This window comes from Cryobacterium sp. Y62 (assembly GCF_002929785.1).
Taxonomy (GTDB): Bacteria; Actinomycetota; Actinomycetes; order Actinomycetales; family Microbacteriaceae; genus Cryobacterium.
On sequence record NZ_PJJK01000094.1, the window covers coordinates 15,843 to 30,277 of the forward strand.

Genomic DNA, 14,435 nt, shown 5'->3' on the forward strand with positions numbered 1-14,435 from the left:
GTTGGCCGAACCAGATGCGGGCGTGAAACCGGCCGCGATAATGATGCGGTAACCACTAGACGACCCCAAGGGGGAGGTATTCGCCGGCGGGCAGTTCCACCCGAATGCCGTCGCCCGGGTTGACGACCCCGCCGGTGACAACAACGCCCATGATGCCGCCGCGGCGATGCACTGTGCCGGCGGCATCCGTTTTAATGAGCTGTTTCATCAAGCCTCGTTGGTAGCCGTTGATGAGCGAGCACGGGCTACGCATGCCGGTGATCGAGACTACGGCCTGGGCACCGAGGTAAAGTCGGGTGCCAAGTGGCAGCGTCATCAGGTCGATTCCGGCGGTGGTCACGTTCTCGCCGAGCTCGCCCGGCGCCACGGTATACCCGGTCGGCACGAGCTCGTCGAACAGTTCGGCGGCTAAGAAGTGCACCTGACACAGGTTCGGTGCCGAGGGGTTGCGCTTCTTTGCGTAGCGGTGCTGCACGGTGGCTCCGGCGTGGGAGTCGCCCTCGACTCCGATTCCGGCCAGCAAACGGATGCTGCCCACTGCCGGTTTGCTGAAACGGTGCTTGTCGTCGCGGCTGACCGAAATGATCGTGCCGGGGCGCCTGTCGTCTGTCATGCAGACGATTCTGTCACAGGCGCACGCACGTTCGAAGGCGTGCCAGCAGCCCTTTAACCGGATGCGTCACCGTGTCTGTGTAACCCCGTTGACGCGGCACCGCTCGAGGCCTACATTGCATCAATGGAAAGGTTTCTCAATGACCAGCGTTGCACCCGATAAGAACGATCAGCCCGACGAATCCGCACCCGTTTTTCCGGGCGCAGAAGATATCGCCCCGCATATTGCACGTCCGTATCGAGCCCTCGAACACGAACTGGAACGCGCGGTACGAGATCGGGTAGAGGTCAACCTCCGAGTAACCGCGGCGGTCAACGCGATGCGCGATGGCGGATGCTCCTGGGCCGACATCGCGCGCATTCTCGGTACCGCTCCGCAGACCGCACATAAAAAGTACAGCAAACCGCGCCCACCGCGAGACTGACGGACAGGCGGCCGACGGAACGCCCGAAAACCGGGGGCCACAATTCGGGCCTGCGGCCCCGACAGAGGTGGTGGCATTCTGAACCGGAATCACCTCCGGTGATATGGTCTCGAGGCAAATTCCTCCAATTGAAAGGACACCATGAAAGCCTCAGAAACACTCAGTAACAACCTGCAGTCCGTACTGGTCGACCTGATTGAGTTGCACGTTCAGGGCAAACAAGCGCACTGGAGCGTCGTCGGCAAGAACTTTCGCGACCTGCACCTGCAACTCGACGAGATCATTCTCGATGCCCGCGAATTCTCCGACGAAGTAGCCGAGCGGATGCGTGCCCTCGACGCCATGCCCGATGGCCGCAGCGAGACGGTCACCAAAAACACCCATCTGCCCAAGTTTCCCGATGGCGAAGTCGACACGGCCGAGACGGTGACGCTCATCACCGAACGGCTTGACGCCACCGTCGAAAACATGCGCAAAGTGCACGATGAAGTCGATGAGGAAGACCCCACGAGCGCCGATATTCTGCACGCCTTCATTGGAAAGCTCGAGCAGTATTCCTGGATGGTCAGTGCGGAGAACCGTAAACCGCGCAAGCGTGCAGCACTGAAATCCGCCTCGCGGGCGTCCAAAACATAGCGCACTCGGTTAGTTCCGCGTGGATCGAGGGGCAGTCATGAGGCATGAATCGCATATCCGTCTGGTTGAGCTCAGTGCTGCTGCCCTGGAGATCAACGGTGACGCGCAGTGGGCGATTGCATTCGCGAGCAGTCTCGCATCCATTCCCCGACCGGGGAAGGGCGAAACGGCTGCCCTGTTCGCTACGCCACTCTCGCGGCGGCCGACCTCACTGCGGCGCGGGTAGCCGAGGCGCACCTCGACGCGCGGGCGATTCTCACCCAAGCCGGCCAGGGCGCCCAGTCCGGCCACACCTGGGGCGTATTCGCCGCGGGGACCGCTGCCCAAGCGGCGCAGTGACTTCGCCGGCTGCACGCGAGCGGATGCCCCGACTATGGTTCGTACACGCGTTTAGCGTGGCCTCGGAGTGGAAGAATAATCGAATGACTTACATTCCTAATGACTCTCGATATGAGTCCATGCCTTACCGCCGCGTCGGACGCAGCGGCCTCAAACTTCCCGCGATCTCCTTGGGGTTGTGGCAGAACTTCGGCGATGACAAGCCGCTCGCAACGCAGCGGGCTATTCTGCGCCGGGCTTTCGACCTGGGCATCACCCATTTCGACCTCGCCAACAACTACGGCCCCCCGTACGGCTCGGCCGAAACGAACTTCGGCCAGCTGTTCCGCGAGGATTTCGCCGCGCACCGCGACGAGGTCGTGCTCTCTACCAAGGCAGGTTACGACATGTGGCCGGGCCCCTACGGCAATTTCGGCTCCCGCAAGTACCTGCTGTCGAGCCTCGACCAATCGCTCGGCCGCATGGGAGTCGACTACGTCGACATCTTCTACTCTCACCGCGCCGACCCCGACACCCCGCTCGAAGAGACGATGGGAGCGCTGCACACGGCCGTCACCAGTGGCCGCGCCCTGTATGCCGGCATCTCCTCGTACTCGCCGCAGCGCACCCGTGAGGCCGCGGCGATTCTGGCCGATCTTGGCACACCGCTGTTGATTCACCAGCCCTCGTACTCGATGTTCAACCGGTGGGTCGAGGGCGACCTGCTCGACACCCTCGAGGACATCGGAGCTGGCTGCATTGCGTTCTCGCCGCTGGCCCAGGGTCTGCTCACCGACCGTTATCTCGGGGGTATCCCGGCGGACTCGCGCGTCGCGCGCGACGGCTCGGCGAAAAAGTCTATGGTGAGCACCGAGGCACTCGTCCACATCCGAGCATTGACCGAGATCGCCTCCGAACGCGGTCAGTCGCTCGCCCAGATGGCCCTGGCCTGGATCCTGCGCAACTCCGAAGTGACCAGCGCTCTTATTGGGGCATCGTCGGTAGCTCAGCTCGAGGCGAACGTAGGAGCCTTGCAAAACCTCGAGTTCAGCGCCGAGGAACTCACCGCCATCGACGTGCACGCCGTCGACAACGGCATCAACCTGTGGGCGCCTTCCAGCAACGTCTAGCCCAGCCTGTCTCGGCTCTGTTCTAGGCTGGCCACGTGGCCAATTCAGGAAAGCCGGGCGATCACGCCAGCCCGGGCCCGCAATTGCGGGTTGGGCTGGCTGGCTCTGCGGCCGATTTCCTGAATTAGCCACCGGAAACGTCGGTGACGCGCTCAATAAGGGCAGCTGTCAGGGCTCCAGCAAGCCGCGAATGTCGTCGGCGGTGAGTGTCGTGCTGAACATGGCATCATCGTCGAGCACCGCAGTGAATAATTGGGCCTTCTGCGCTTTGAGCGCCATGACCTTCTCCTCGATGGTGCCGGTGGCGACCAGCCGGTAGACCATCACGTTGCGGGTCTGGCCGATGCGGTGGGTGCGGTCGACGGCCTGCGCCTCCGTAGCCGGATTCCACCACGGGTCGAGCAGAAAAACATAGTCGGCTTCGGTGAGGTTGAGGCCGAATCCGCCCGCCTTGAGACTGATGAGAAAAACCGGAACCGCACCGCTCTTGAACCGGTCGATCACCTCGCTGCGCCGCAGGGTCGACCCGTCAAGATAGCAATACGGAACACCCTGCGCATCGAGACGGGCAGCGGCGAGCTTCAGAAACGACGTGAACTGGCTGAAAATCAGGGCCTTGTGTCCCTCGGCAATGACATCGTCGAGCCGTTCGAACAGGGCATCGAGCTTGCTCGAGCGCACACCGGCATACTTCTTGTCGACGAGGGAGGCGTCGAGGCTCAGCAGCCGCAACAGGGTGAGCGAGCGAAAAATGATGAACCGGTTCTTGTCGAGCTCCTCGATCAAACCGTAGAGCTTCTGCCGTTCCCGCTGCAGAAACGTGTCGTAAAGCTTCTGGTGCGCCGGGTTCAGTGCAATCTGTTGCTCCTGCTCCTGTTTCGGCGGCAAATCGCGAGCCACGACTTCCTTGGTGCGGCGCAAAATCAGTGGGCGGATGCGTCGGCGCAGTTTCGCGAGTCGCTCCGGGTCAGATCTAATCGTCACCGGCCGCACGTAGTCCTCGGTGAATTTGCGCGCGGACGCGAACAGACCCGGAGAGACGATGCTGAACAGTGACCACAGGTCCATCAGGTTGTTTTCCAGCGGAGTGCCCGTGATCGCCAGTTTGAACGGCGTGTTCAGCTCCTTCGCACAGGCGTAGGCGCGGCTGGTGCGGTTCTTCACGAACTGGGCTTCGTCGAGGATGAGGCCGGCCCAAGAGACCGCCTGATACGCGTCGAAGTCCAGGCGAAACAGCGCGTAGGAGGTGACGAGCACGTCTACATCGGCGGCGGCATCCGCTATCAGGGTGCGGCTTTTGGCCTCGGTCGCCGTCAGCGTGCGGATCCGCAACCCGGGCGTGAAGTGGGTGGCTTCGTTCAGCCAGTTCGTCACAACGGATGTTGGTGCAACCACCAGAAACGGTACCTTGGTGCGCGCGTGCACCAGCAGCGCGAGGGTCTGCAGCGTCTTGCCGAGCCCCATGTCATCGGCGAGCACCCCGCCGAGTTGGTGCTTCCACAGAAACGCGAGCCAGGTGAACCCCTCTCGTTGATACCGTCGGAGGGTCGCGTGCACGCCGTCCGGCAGCGCGACCGGGTCGATCCCGGCCAGGTCCTTGAGGCCGGCAGCGGCGGCTCTCCACGACACGGCGGGCACGGTCTCGTCGGCGAGGTCTTCGAAATCGCTCCACAGGCTGGCCTGATAGCGGCTGATGCGCAGTCCGGTCTCCCATTCCTGCAGCGCACGGGCCTCGTTGATGAGTTCGTGCAGTTGCTCGAACTCTGGGCGTTGCAGCGAAAGATAGCTGTTGTCGACCAGTTTCAGGCGGGTCTGGCCCTTCGCGAGGGCCTTGAACAGCGGCCCGAACGGCACCGTGATCGCGCCGACTGTGACGATGACACCGAGGTCGAACCAGTCGCGCTGGTCGGTTTCCACGGTGGTGACGACGAGGTGGGGCGCTTCGGTGCGCTCAAAGTTGTCGGGGAGCACCTCGGGAAACCGCACCGACAAATCCGTGCTGGTGACGGCGACCGTGCGCTGCAGAACCGGGTAGGCGGTGCCGAGAAACTCGGCCGTGTCGGCCAGGGGAACGGTTACCGAATCGAGCTGTGTGATCAGGTGGCGCTGCTCGTCGCTCAGCGGGCCAGCCATCGGCGCGAGCGTGAACACGGTCGGGTTGCCGAAGCGCGCGCTATAGATGCCGTGACCCGCGACGATTCCGGCGGCCTCAAGGGGGTGGTTCACGCCGTCAATGTGCAGGCGGGCCTGCAGCAGCAGTGGGCCGGCTGCATCCGTTTGGGAGGCGTCGAGGCTGATCTCGGCGAGCGAACCGATGCGCACGATGACGTCCTTCTTACTGCCGACGAAGCCGATGCCGAGCTGTTCGGCCTCGCGCAGCAGTGGCCAGAGCAGCGGACTGGTGAAGTTGTCGAGGTAGATCCAGTCGGTTTCCTGGCTCGTGTAGACCTCACGCACGGCCTTGTACAAAGCGGCGAACTGGGAGATCCAGCGATGGTGTTCGGGGTCGAGGTTGAACCGGTTGAGCTGAAAGGTGAGGTGGCTCCAGGTGACGTTGCTGCGCACCCAGTTGCCCTGTGCATTATGGATGACCGGCCGAACGCCGAGCCGATAGTCGCCGTGTCCGGCCACGAGCGCCTTCACCGGTTTAGCGGTCGGCCCCCGCCAACGGTCGTTGGTGCGTGGAGTCTGCTCGCGCAGCTCGAACTGCAGCCCCATCGGTACTTTCGGTCCCGTGGCCAGCGGTCTCGGCTGCCCAAAATTACCGATGCGCGGCAGAGCGGATGCCGGCTGCTCCGGCGGCAGCACCAGCCGTTTCCAGGCCGGGGTCAGATCTGGCCCGTTCGGCATTTTCCTAGCTGTCGCTCTCTGACAGGTTCAGGCCGGCGGTGTCGAGCACCCAGGCGTAGTTGAACGCGCGTTCGTGCCAGGCGCTGTACCGACCGGAGACCCCGCCGTGGCCGGCCGACATTTCGGTCTTGAGCAGGGCATCCGCTCCCACTTCGCGTAACTTGGCCACCCATTTGGCCGGCTCAACGTAGAGCACCCGGGTATCGTTCAGGCTGGTCACGGCTAAAATCGCTGGGTAGGCAACGGCTCGCACGTTCTCTACGGGGGAGTACGACTTCATGTAGGCGTAGACCTCGGCGTTGTGCAGGGGGTCGCCCCATTCGTCCCATTCGATGACGGTGAGTGGCAGCGAGGGATCGAGAATCGAGGTGAGGGCGTCGACGAAGGGAACTTCGGCGAGGATGCCGGCGAACAGCTCGGGCGCGAGGTTCGCGACGGCGCCCATGAGCAGTCCGCCGGCGCTGCCGCCCTCGGCGACCAATTGGTCGGGGGTGGATAAGCCCACGTCGATGAGGTGCCGGGCGCAGCTGACGAAATCGGTGAAGGTGTTGCGCTTGGTTGTCGTCTTGCCGGTTTCGTACCAGGTGCGGCCGAGTTCGCCGCCGCCGCGCACGTGCGCGATGGCGAAGATCATGCCGCGGTCGAGCAGGCTGAGGCGGGCGATTCCGAAGCCGGGGTCGACGCTGTGCTCGTAGGAGCCGTAACCGTAGAGCAGGGTCGGCGCCGCGCTGCCGGGCGTGACGAGGTCGCGGCGGTAGACCAGCGAGATCGGTACCCGCGTGCCGTCCTCGGCGGTCGCCCATTCGCGGCGCTGCTCGTAGAGTGACGGGTCGTAGCCGCCGAGCACCGGCTGCTGCTTGAGCAGGCGTCGTTCACCGGTCGCGACGACGAGGTCGTAGACCGTTGACGGGGTGACGAAGCTTGTAAAGCCGAACCGAATGGTCGGCTGGATCCACTCCGGGTTGCCGGCCGAGCCGACGGCGAACAGCGGCTCGTTGAAGTCTAACTCGGTCAGTCCGCTGGCATCGTGCCGGTCGATGGCTAGCCGGGTGAGGCTGTCACGGCGGTACTCCACGACGAGAAAATCGGCGAAGGCGTCGACGCTTTCCAAGCGGATCTGTGGGTCGTGCGGCAGCAGCATCCGCTTCTCGCCTTGCGGGTCCTCGGCTGCGACACTGACCAGCTCGAAGTTAACGGCCGTGCCGCCGTTGTGCACGATCAGCAAGCGGTCTTCACCGTCGATAACGGCGTGCTCGACGTCGTACTCCGTGTTGTCCTGCCGCGGCCAGACCACGGTGAAGTCGCCGGTGGGGTTGCTCGCGTCAAGCACCCAGGATTCGGTCGTGACGCTCGAGCCGGCCTCGATCATGAGGAATTTGCGGCTGCGGGTGATGCCGACGCCCACCCAGAATCGTTCGTCGGGCTCGTGAAAGATGCTCTCGTCGTCGTCTCGAGCTGCGCCGATTTCGTGTCGCCAAACGGTGTCTGGACGCCAGGCGTCGTCGACTGTGGTGTAAAAGACGAAGCGTCCGCTCGGGTCGAACAGAGCGCCGGCGCTCGTGTTCGCGATCGTGTCTGGCAGGTTTTCGCCGGTCGCGATGGTGCGCATTCGAATCGTGTAGCGTTCGTCGCCCTCGACGTCAACGGCGTAGAGCAGCTGGGTGCCGTCTTCGCTCAGGTCGAAGCTGCCGAGCGAGAAGAATTCGTGGCCGGCGGCTTCAACGTTGTCGTCAAGCAGAATCTGCTCGCCGGGCACGCTCTGGTTGGTGCCGAGCACGGGCGGCGCCCAGTCGTTCGGGCCGCTGATCGGCGCGCGACAGTGGATGCCATATTCCTGGCCCTCGACCGTGCGGGTGTAGTACCAGAAGGCGCCGCGACGCACCGGAACGCTCAGGTCGGTCTCCTGGGTGCGATTCTTGATTTCGGTGAAAATCTGCTGCCGGAGTGGTTCCTGGGTGGCTGTGCGGGCCTCGGTGTAGCTGTTCTCAGCCTCGAGGTGGGCGATGACCTCGGGGCTGGCCTTGTCGCGTAACCACTCGTAGTCGTCGATGTAGACATCGTTGTGGTGCTCGCGGCGCTGCGGCTTCTTGGTTGCCAGGGGAGGGGTGATCGGGCCAGAGGTCATCCCCCCAGCGTAGTTCGCACTCCCTGCTTCGCGTCTCAATCAGGATCCCGTGCGTACGCCTCGTCTCCAGACGGTAGCGGTGAGCGGGACCCCGGGGCGGTAGGCCAGGTGCGCAATCGATGGGGCGTTTAGAACCTGCAGGTCGGCCAGGCCACCTATGTGCAGCGAGCCGACGGCATCCGTTCCCTGATCGCGGCCGAGCGATCGGGCCGCACCGCGAGTAGCCGCCCAGACGGCCTCCCGCACGGTCAGGCCCATTTGTAGCACGGCGGTCGCCACGCAGAACGGCATCGACGTGGTGTACGAGGTGCCCGGATTGCAATTGGTCGCCAGAGCGATGGTCACACCGGCGTCGAGCAGCTGACGGGCCGGCGCAAAGGGCTGCCGGGTCGACAGATCGCAGGCGGGCAGCAGGGTGGCCACCGTGGTCGAGGCGGCCAGGGCGTCGATGTCGGCCGGCTCCAGATAATTACAATGATCGACGCTGTGTGCGCCGAGCTCGGCGGCCAGGCGTACGCCGCCACTGAAGCCGAGCTGGTTGCCGTGCACGCGCAACCCAAGACCGGCGGCACGGCCGGCCAGCAACACCTCCCGCGTTTCTTCCACGTCGAACGCACCCTGCTCGCAGAATGCGTCGATGAACTGCACGTAGGGAAGCACCGCGGCGAGCATCGGCCCGGTGACGAGGTCGAGGTAGTCGCGACGGTCCAGCCCGGCGGGCACAATGTGGGCGCCGAGATAGGTCACGACATCGGCGACACGGGCGGCAGCTCGCGCCGAACGCGCTTCGCTTTCCACATCGAGCCCATACCCGGTTTTGGTCTCAAGAAAGGTGGTGCCCTGCGTTTCGGCTTCGTGGCGCAGGCCCAGCGCTGTGGCCACGAGCTGCTCCTCGGTCGCCGCGCGGGTCGCGGCTACGGTCGTGTTAATGCCGCCGGCGGCATAGGCCTGGCCATCCATCCGGGCTTCGAATTCCGCCGAACGGTCGCCGCCGAATACGAGATGGGTGTGCGTGTCGACCCAGCCGGGCAGAACGGCGCGGCCGCCGACATCCGTTCGAAGATCGGCAGCGGGGGCCTGAGCGGCCGCACCGATCCAGAGAATGCGGCCGTCGCCGATGACGAGAGCCGCGTCGTGCCGGCGCTCGCCGGACTCATCATGCGTGCTCAGCTCGCCGATGCCGGTGATGAGCTCGGTGCCGGTCATTCGCCCAGCCTTCCGAGCGCGTCGGCCATCAGCGCGGCCGGCTCCGAGCCGCCAACCAGTCGACCGCCCTCGGCCACGACGCGACCGCCGACGATGACGCGCAGCACATCGGAAGCGGTCGCGGTCAGTGGCAGCTGTTCGACAAACGTCCCGACTGTACGCATGCCGGTGCTGCTGATCTCAACCAGATCGCAGTGGTCGCCCTCGCGCATCCTGTGGCGGCCGAGCCCGAGCGAGGCATAGCCGGTGCTCGTGGCCGCGGTGAGCAAAGCGGTCGGGGCGAAGCGTCCGCGTTGCTGCGAGGCCAGCCGCTCGCCCATTTCCAGACCGCGCATCTCCAAAAACGGGTCGATCACGGCGTTCTGATCGGAGCCGAGGGCAATCGGGCAGCCCTCCTTGGCCAGTGCGAACGCCGGACCGATTCCGTCGCCGAGATCGGCCTCGGTGGTCGGGCACATCACGACGGTCACTCCGGCGTTGCCGAGCAGCGCGCGGTCCGCGTCGCTCAGATGCGTCGCGTGCACCACGCTCAGCCGCGGTGCCAGGGCACCGAGCGAATCGAGCACACCGGTCGGCGTCAGGCCATACGCCGCGAGGCAATCCGCGTTCTCTTGCGGCTGCTCTGACAGGTGCACGTGCAGCGGAACGTCGGCCGGCAACCCGCCCTGCACTTCGCGCATCGCGTCGGGTGTGACGGCGCGCACCGAGTGCAGGGCGGCGCCGAGGGTCACGAGGTCGTCGCCTTCGAGCTTGGCTCGCAACGACCCCCACCGAGCCAGCCAGCCCGCGGCGTCAGAGTCGCCGAATGCCAGCTGTTCGGGTGCCAGCTCCCGCCCGATGCCGCCCTGCAGATACATCGTGTCGAGCAGCACCAAACGGATGCCGACGGCCCGCGCCGCCGCCGCGAGCGCCAGTTCCATGGCGTGCTCCGTCTCATACGGCTCGCCATTCGCGCGGTGATGCACGTAGTGAAACTCACCGACCGCGGTGTAGCCGCTCACGAGCATCTCGGCGAACACCGCCGTCGCCAGCGCCTGATACTTCGAGGGGTCGAGCTGCGCTGCGACCCGATACATCCGCTCGCGCCAGAGCCAGAAATCGCCGCCCTCGGCGTGGGTCTGGCCGCGCAGGGCCCGGTGAAACGCGTGCGAGTGCGCATTACCAAAACCCGGCAACACCGTTCCCAAACGGATGTCCGCAGCCTCCGCCGCTTGAACCTGAACCCGCGAGATGCGCCCGTCGTTGTCGGCCTCCAGCCGCACCCCCGCCACGGCAATCCCGTCGATCAGCAGGGTTTCGCACCAGAACGCGGTCACAGCAGATCCCTCAGTACTAACTCGAGCGCGTCGATGCCGGCCACGCAGTCCGCGGCCTCGGCAAATTCCTCCGGCGCGTGGGAGATTCCGGTCGGGTTGCGCACGAACAGCATCGCGCTCGGAACGTGGGCGGCGAGCACGCCAGCGTCGTGGCCGGCACCGGTCGACAGCTGCGGTACCTGGCCGAGTGTCTGCGCGAACCGCTCGCGCAGCCCCGGGGTGAACTGCACGGCGCCGGCCCAGGATTCCTCGGCGAGGGTGGCGGAGCATCCGTTCTGATCGGCGGCCTGCTGGGCACGAGCTTCAATGTCAGCCACGAGCAGGCGGGTTTCTTCGTCGGTCTCGGCGCGGGCGTCTAGCCAGGCGTGCACCGAACTGGCGATGACGTTGGTACCGCCGGGGATCGCCTCGATGCGGCCGATCGTCGCCCGGGTCCCCGGGAATGAACGGGCAGCGGCCTGCACGCCCACGATCGCCTGTGCGGTGGCGACCATCGGGTCGCGGCGCTGCGCCATAGCGGTCGCGCCGGCGTGATTGCCCTGACCGGTGACGGTCAGGCGCCAGCGGCCGTGGGCGAGAATCGATGATGCTACGGCCACCGGCTGGCCGAGGTCGATGAGGCCGCGACCCTGCTCGACGTGCAGCTCGATGAACAGTCCGATGCGGGCCAGAGCGTCGGGGTCGGCGCCGAGTTGGGCCGGGTTGAGACCGAACTTGCGCGCGGCCTCGGCCAGCGTCACACCATCGTGGTCGGTGAGGGCGCGGGCCTGGTCGGCGTCGAGCGCTCCGGTGAGCAGTCTCGAGCCGAGGCAGGCGAGGCCGAAACGTGAGCCCTCTTCTTCGGCGAACATCAGCACCGCGCATGGCCTGGTCGGCACAAACCCGCTTGCCTGCAGCCGGCCGATGGCCTCGAGCGAGGAGATCACGCCGAGCGGACCGTCATAGGCGCCGCCGCCGGGAACGGAGTCGAGGTGGCTGCCGGTAACGACCGCATCCGTTCCCGGATGGCCCCACCAGGCCCAGAGGTTGCCGTTGCGGTCGGTTTCGACCTGCAGGCCGAGCCGTTCGGCGCGCTCGACGAACCAGGAACGCAGTTCGAGGTCGGCCGCCTGCCAGAGGTGGCGCGAATAGCCGCCACGCCGGCGGTCGCGGCCGACATCGGCGATTTCGGTGAGGCCGCTGAGCAGTTGAAGTGCTGGCACGCTTAGTCCTCCCACATAGGTACGCGCAGGCCGCGCACGCGGGCCACGTCTTCGGCACGTTCGTAGCCGGCATCGACGTGCCGCATGACTCCGGTGCCCGGGTCGTTGGTCAGCACACGCTCGATCTTCTCCGCGGCCAGGGCGGTGCCGTCGGCGACGATGACCTGCCCGGCGTGGATGCTACGGCCGATTCCGACGCCGCCGCCGTGGTGAATGGAAACCCAGGTTGCGCCGGAAGCGGTGTTGAGCAGCGCGTTCAGCAGCGGCCAGTCGGCGATCGCGTCGGAGCCGTCCAACATGCCTTCGGTCTCACGGTAGGGCGAGGCAACCGACCCGGAGTCGAGGTGGTCGCGGCCGATCACGATCGGTGCACGCAGCTCGCCCGAGGCGACCATGTCGTTGAACTTGAGCCCGGCCAGGTGGCGTTCCTTATACCCGAGCCAGCAGATGCGGGCCGGCAGGCCCTCGAACTGCACCTTCTCTTCGGCCTTGGTGATCCAGCGATGCAGCCCGGCGTCGTTTGGAAACAGCTCGAGAATGGCTTCGTCGGTGGCGGCAATGTCCGCCGGATCCCCGGAGAGCGCTACCCAGCGAAACGGGCCCTTGCCCTCGGCGAACAGCGGGCGAATGTAGGCGGGCACGAAGCCCGGAAACGCGAAGGCTCGTTCGTAGCCGCCGAGTTCAGCCTCGGCCCGAATGGAGTTACCGTAGTCAAAGACCTCGGCGCCGGCATCCTGAAATTCGACCATCGCTTTGACTTGCTTGGCCATGGCGGCGCGGGCGCGCACGGTGAACTCTTCGGGGTTCTCGGCCGCGTAGCTGTGCCATTCCTCAACGGTGACACCCTCGGGCAGGTAGGACAACGGATCGTGCGCGCTGGTCTGGTCGGTGACGATGTCGATCGGCACCTTGCGGGAGAGTAACTCGGCAAACACGGTTGCGGCATTCCCGACCAGGCCGACCGACAGGGCCCGGCGGTCGGACTTGGCCGCGAGTACCCGAGCGATGGCATCGTCGATGTCGGCGGTCATTTCGTCGAGGTAGCCGTGGTCGACGCGGCGCTGCAGCCTTGCCGGGTCGACGTCGACGATCAGCACAACGCCGTCGTTCATGGTGACGGCAAGTGGCTGCGCACCGCCCATGCCGCCAGCCCCGCCGGTGAGAGTCAGCGTGCCGGCCAGGGTGCCGTTGAATCTTTTAGTGGCAACGGCACCAAACGTCTCATAGGTGCCCTGCAGAATGCCCTGGGCGCCGATGTAGATCCACGATCCGGCAGTCATCTGCCCGTACATGGTCAGCCCGAGGTGCTCGAGGCGGCGAAATTCGGGCCAGGTGGCCCAGTCGCCGACGAGGTTGGAGTTGGCGATGAGCACGCGAGGCGCCCACTCGTGGGTGCGAAACACGCCGACCGGCTTGCCCGACTGCACCAGCAGAGTTTCGTCCTTTTCCAGCGTCTCGAGGGTGCGCACGATTGCGTCGAAGCACTCCCAGTTGCGCGCGGCCTTGCCCGTGCCGCCGTACACGACGAGGTCATCGGGGCGCTCGGCAACCTCGGGGTCAAGGTTGTTCATGAGCATGCGCAGCGGCCCTTCGGTCTGCCAGCTCTTTGCGGTCAGCTCGGTGCCGCGGGCGGCGCGAACGGGGCGTGATCCGTGCATATTCTTGTCCTTCTGTTCGGGAATGAAATACTGCTGGGCTAGATCAAATCAGCGTCGGTCAGCCAGGCTATGGCGATCTCGGCGAGATTGGTGCCGGATGAGGCCTCGCTGTTCATCCGGATGAGGTCTTTCGTGGTGAGCTGGGCTGAAACGGCATTTAATGTCTCGGCGATGGTGCTGTCCAACTTTGCAGTCGTAATTACCGGGACCACATTCTCGGCGGCAAATAGGGACTTGTCATCTTCCAGTACGACGAGATCGTTGTCGGTTACGCCCGGATCCGTGCTGAAGATATCGCCGACCTGAATCTGTCCACTCGTGAGTGCGGTCATGGTCAAAGGACCGCCCGCATCGAGACTCACGAATTCTCGAAAATTGATCCCATAGACGTCGACCAGACCGATCACGCCGTTCACACGCGTCTTCCATTCTGGAGGGCCGCCGAGAGATAGCTCGGCAGCAACGGGTGCGAGATCGGAAATCTTCTCGAGATCGTATTTCGCTGCTGTATCGCTGGTCACGGCGAGTACATCCTTATCTTCAGCCAACGAGTGGTCGAGAAGGGACGTTCCGGTGGGCAGCTGGGTTGCCAATTCAGCCAACACGTCGTCGGTTGTGCTCGCTGTTGAACTGGTATCAAGATATTTCAGGAGGGCGCCTGAGTATTCAGGAATGAGGTCGATTGAGCCATCCTGCAGCGCTGCCATGTACACCTCACGGCTACCAATGTTGAATTGTTCCTTTACGTCAACTCCCGCAGCCTGCAGGGCTTCGGAATAGATACTTGCGATGAGCTGGCTTTCTGTGAAGTCGGCTGATCCAATGATTACCTGGTCACCGGACGACCCGGTCCCTGCACCAGCGCTGGCCAGAGGGTCTCCGCCAGAGCAGCCGGACAGGGCTAAAAGGCTGGCCGCGGCTAATGCCGAAATCGCAATGAGTTTCTTCATGGTGGTG

At 64.8% G+C, this 14,435-nt stretch carries 12 protein-coding genes; 4 read left to right on the forward strand and 8 right to left on the reverse strand.

Annotated elements, in window-relative coordinates:
* Positions 1-55: 55 nt before the first annotated feature.
* Positions 56-613, reverse strand: a complete 558-nt coding sequence (locus tag CXY71_RS06095) for an MOSC domain-containing protein (protein ID WP_104134770.1) — start codon at positions 611-613, stop codon at positions 56-58.
* Between the two features lie 139 nt (positions 614-752).
* Here CXY71_RS06095 and CXY71_RS06100 point away from each other — a divergent pair, with 139 nt between their 5' ends.
* The 4 genes from CXY71_RS06100 to mgrA all read left to right on the forward strand — a co-directional run bounded on the left by CXY71_RS06100 (position 753) and on the right by mgrA (position 3,121).
* Positions 753-1,037: a hypothetical protein gene (locus tag CXY71_RS06100; protein ID WP_104134771.1), complete on the forward strand. Its 285-nt coding sequence runs from the start codon at positions 753-755 to the stop codon at positions 1,035-1,037.
* A gap of 141 nt (positions 1,038-1,178) precedes the next feature.
* Positions 1,179-1,673, forward strand: a complete 495-nt coding sequence (locus CXY71_RS06105) for a Dps family protein (RefSeq protein WP_104134772.1) — start codon at positions 1,179-1,181, stop codon at positions 1,671-1,673.
* A 108-nt stretch (positions 1,674-1,781) separates the two neighbouring features.
* Positions 1,782-2,012, forward strand: a complete 231-nt coding sequence (locus CXY71_RS06110; protein ID WP_104134773.1) for a hypothetical protein — start codon at positions 1,782-1,784, stop codon at positions 2,010-2,012.
* Positions 2,013-2,095: 83 nt separating this feature from the next.
* The gene (gene mgrA / locus CXY71_RS06115) at positions 2,096-3,121 is read left to right on the forward strand and encodes an L-glyceraldehyde 3-phosphate reductase (RefSeq protein WP_104134774.1); all 1,026 of its coding nucleotides are present in this window, start codon (positions 2,096-2,098) and stop codon (positions 3,119-3,121) included.
* Between the two features lie 168 nt (positions 3,122-3,289).
* Here mgrA and CXY71_RS06120 read toward each other — a convergent pair whose 3' ends face one another.
* Genes CXY71_RS06120 through CXY71_RS06150 form a run of 7 tightly spaced genes read right to left on the reverse strand, consistent with a single transcriptional unit; the run spans position 3,290 to position 14,428 of the window.
* A complete protein-coding gene (locus CXY71_RS06120) occupies positions 3,290-5,971 on the reverse strand; it encodes a DEAD/DEAH box helicase (protein WP_104134775.1) in 2,682 nt (893 codons plus the stop codon).
* A gap of 4 nt (positions 5,972-5,975) precedes the next feature.
* Positions 5,976-8,096, reverse strand: a complete 2,121-nt coding sequence (locus CXY71_RS06125) for a S9 family peptidase (protein ID WP_104134776.1) — start codon at positions 8,094-8,096, stop codon at positions 5,976-5,978.
* A 39-nt stretch (positions 8,097-8,135) separates the two neighbouring features.
* Positions 8,136-9,302, reverse strand: coding sequence for an imidazolonepropionase (hutI, locus tag CXY71_RS06130; protein ID WP_104134777.1), 1,167 nt, complete (start codon positions 9,300-9,302; stop codon positions 8,136-8,138).
* Positions 9,299-10,618: a formimidoylglutamate deiminase gene (locus CXY71_RS06135; protein WP_104134778.1), complete on the reverse strand. Its 1,320-nt coding sequence runs from the start codon at positions 10,616-10,618 to the stop codon at positions 9,299-9,301. The genes hutI and CXY71_RS06135 overlap by 4 nt, the downstream gene beginning before the upstream one ends.
* Positions 10,615-11,820, reverse strand: coding sequence for an allantoate amidohydrolase (locus CXY71_RS06140; RefSeq protein WP_104134779.1), 1,206 nt, complete (start codon positions 11,818-11,820; stop codon positions 10,615-10,617). Before CXY71_RS06140 ends, CXY71_RS06135 begins: the two co-directional genes overlap by 4 nt.
* A 2-nt stretch (positions 11,821-11,822) precedes the next feature.
* The gene (gene hutU, locus CXY71_RS06145) at positions 11,823-13,478 is read right to left on the reverse strand and encodes a urocanate hydratase (RefSeq protein ID WP_104134780.1); all 1,656 of its coding nucleotides are present in this window, start codon (positions 13,476-13,478) and stop codon (positions 11,823-11,825) included.
* Positions 13,479-13,516: 38 nt separating this feature from the next.
* Entirely contained in the window at positions 13,517-14,428 is a 912-nt protein-coding gene (locus CXY71_RS06150; RefSeq protein WP_104134781.1) for an ABC transporter substrate-binding protein, read from the reverse strand.
* Positions 14,429-14,435: the final 7 nt, after the last annotated feature.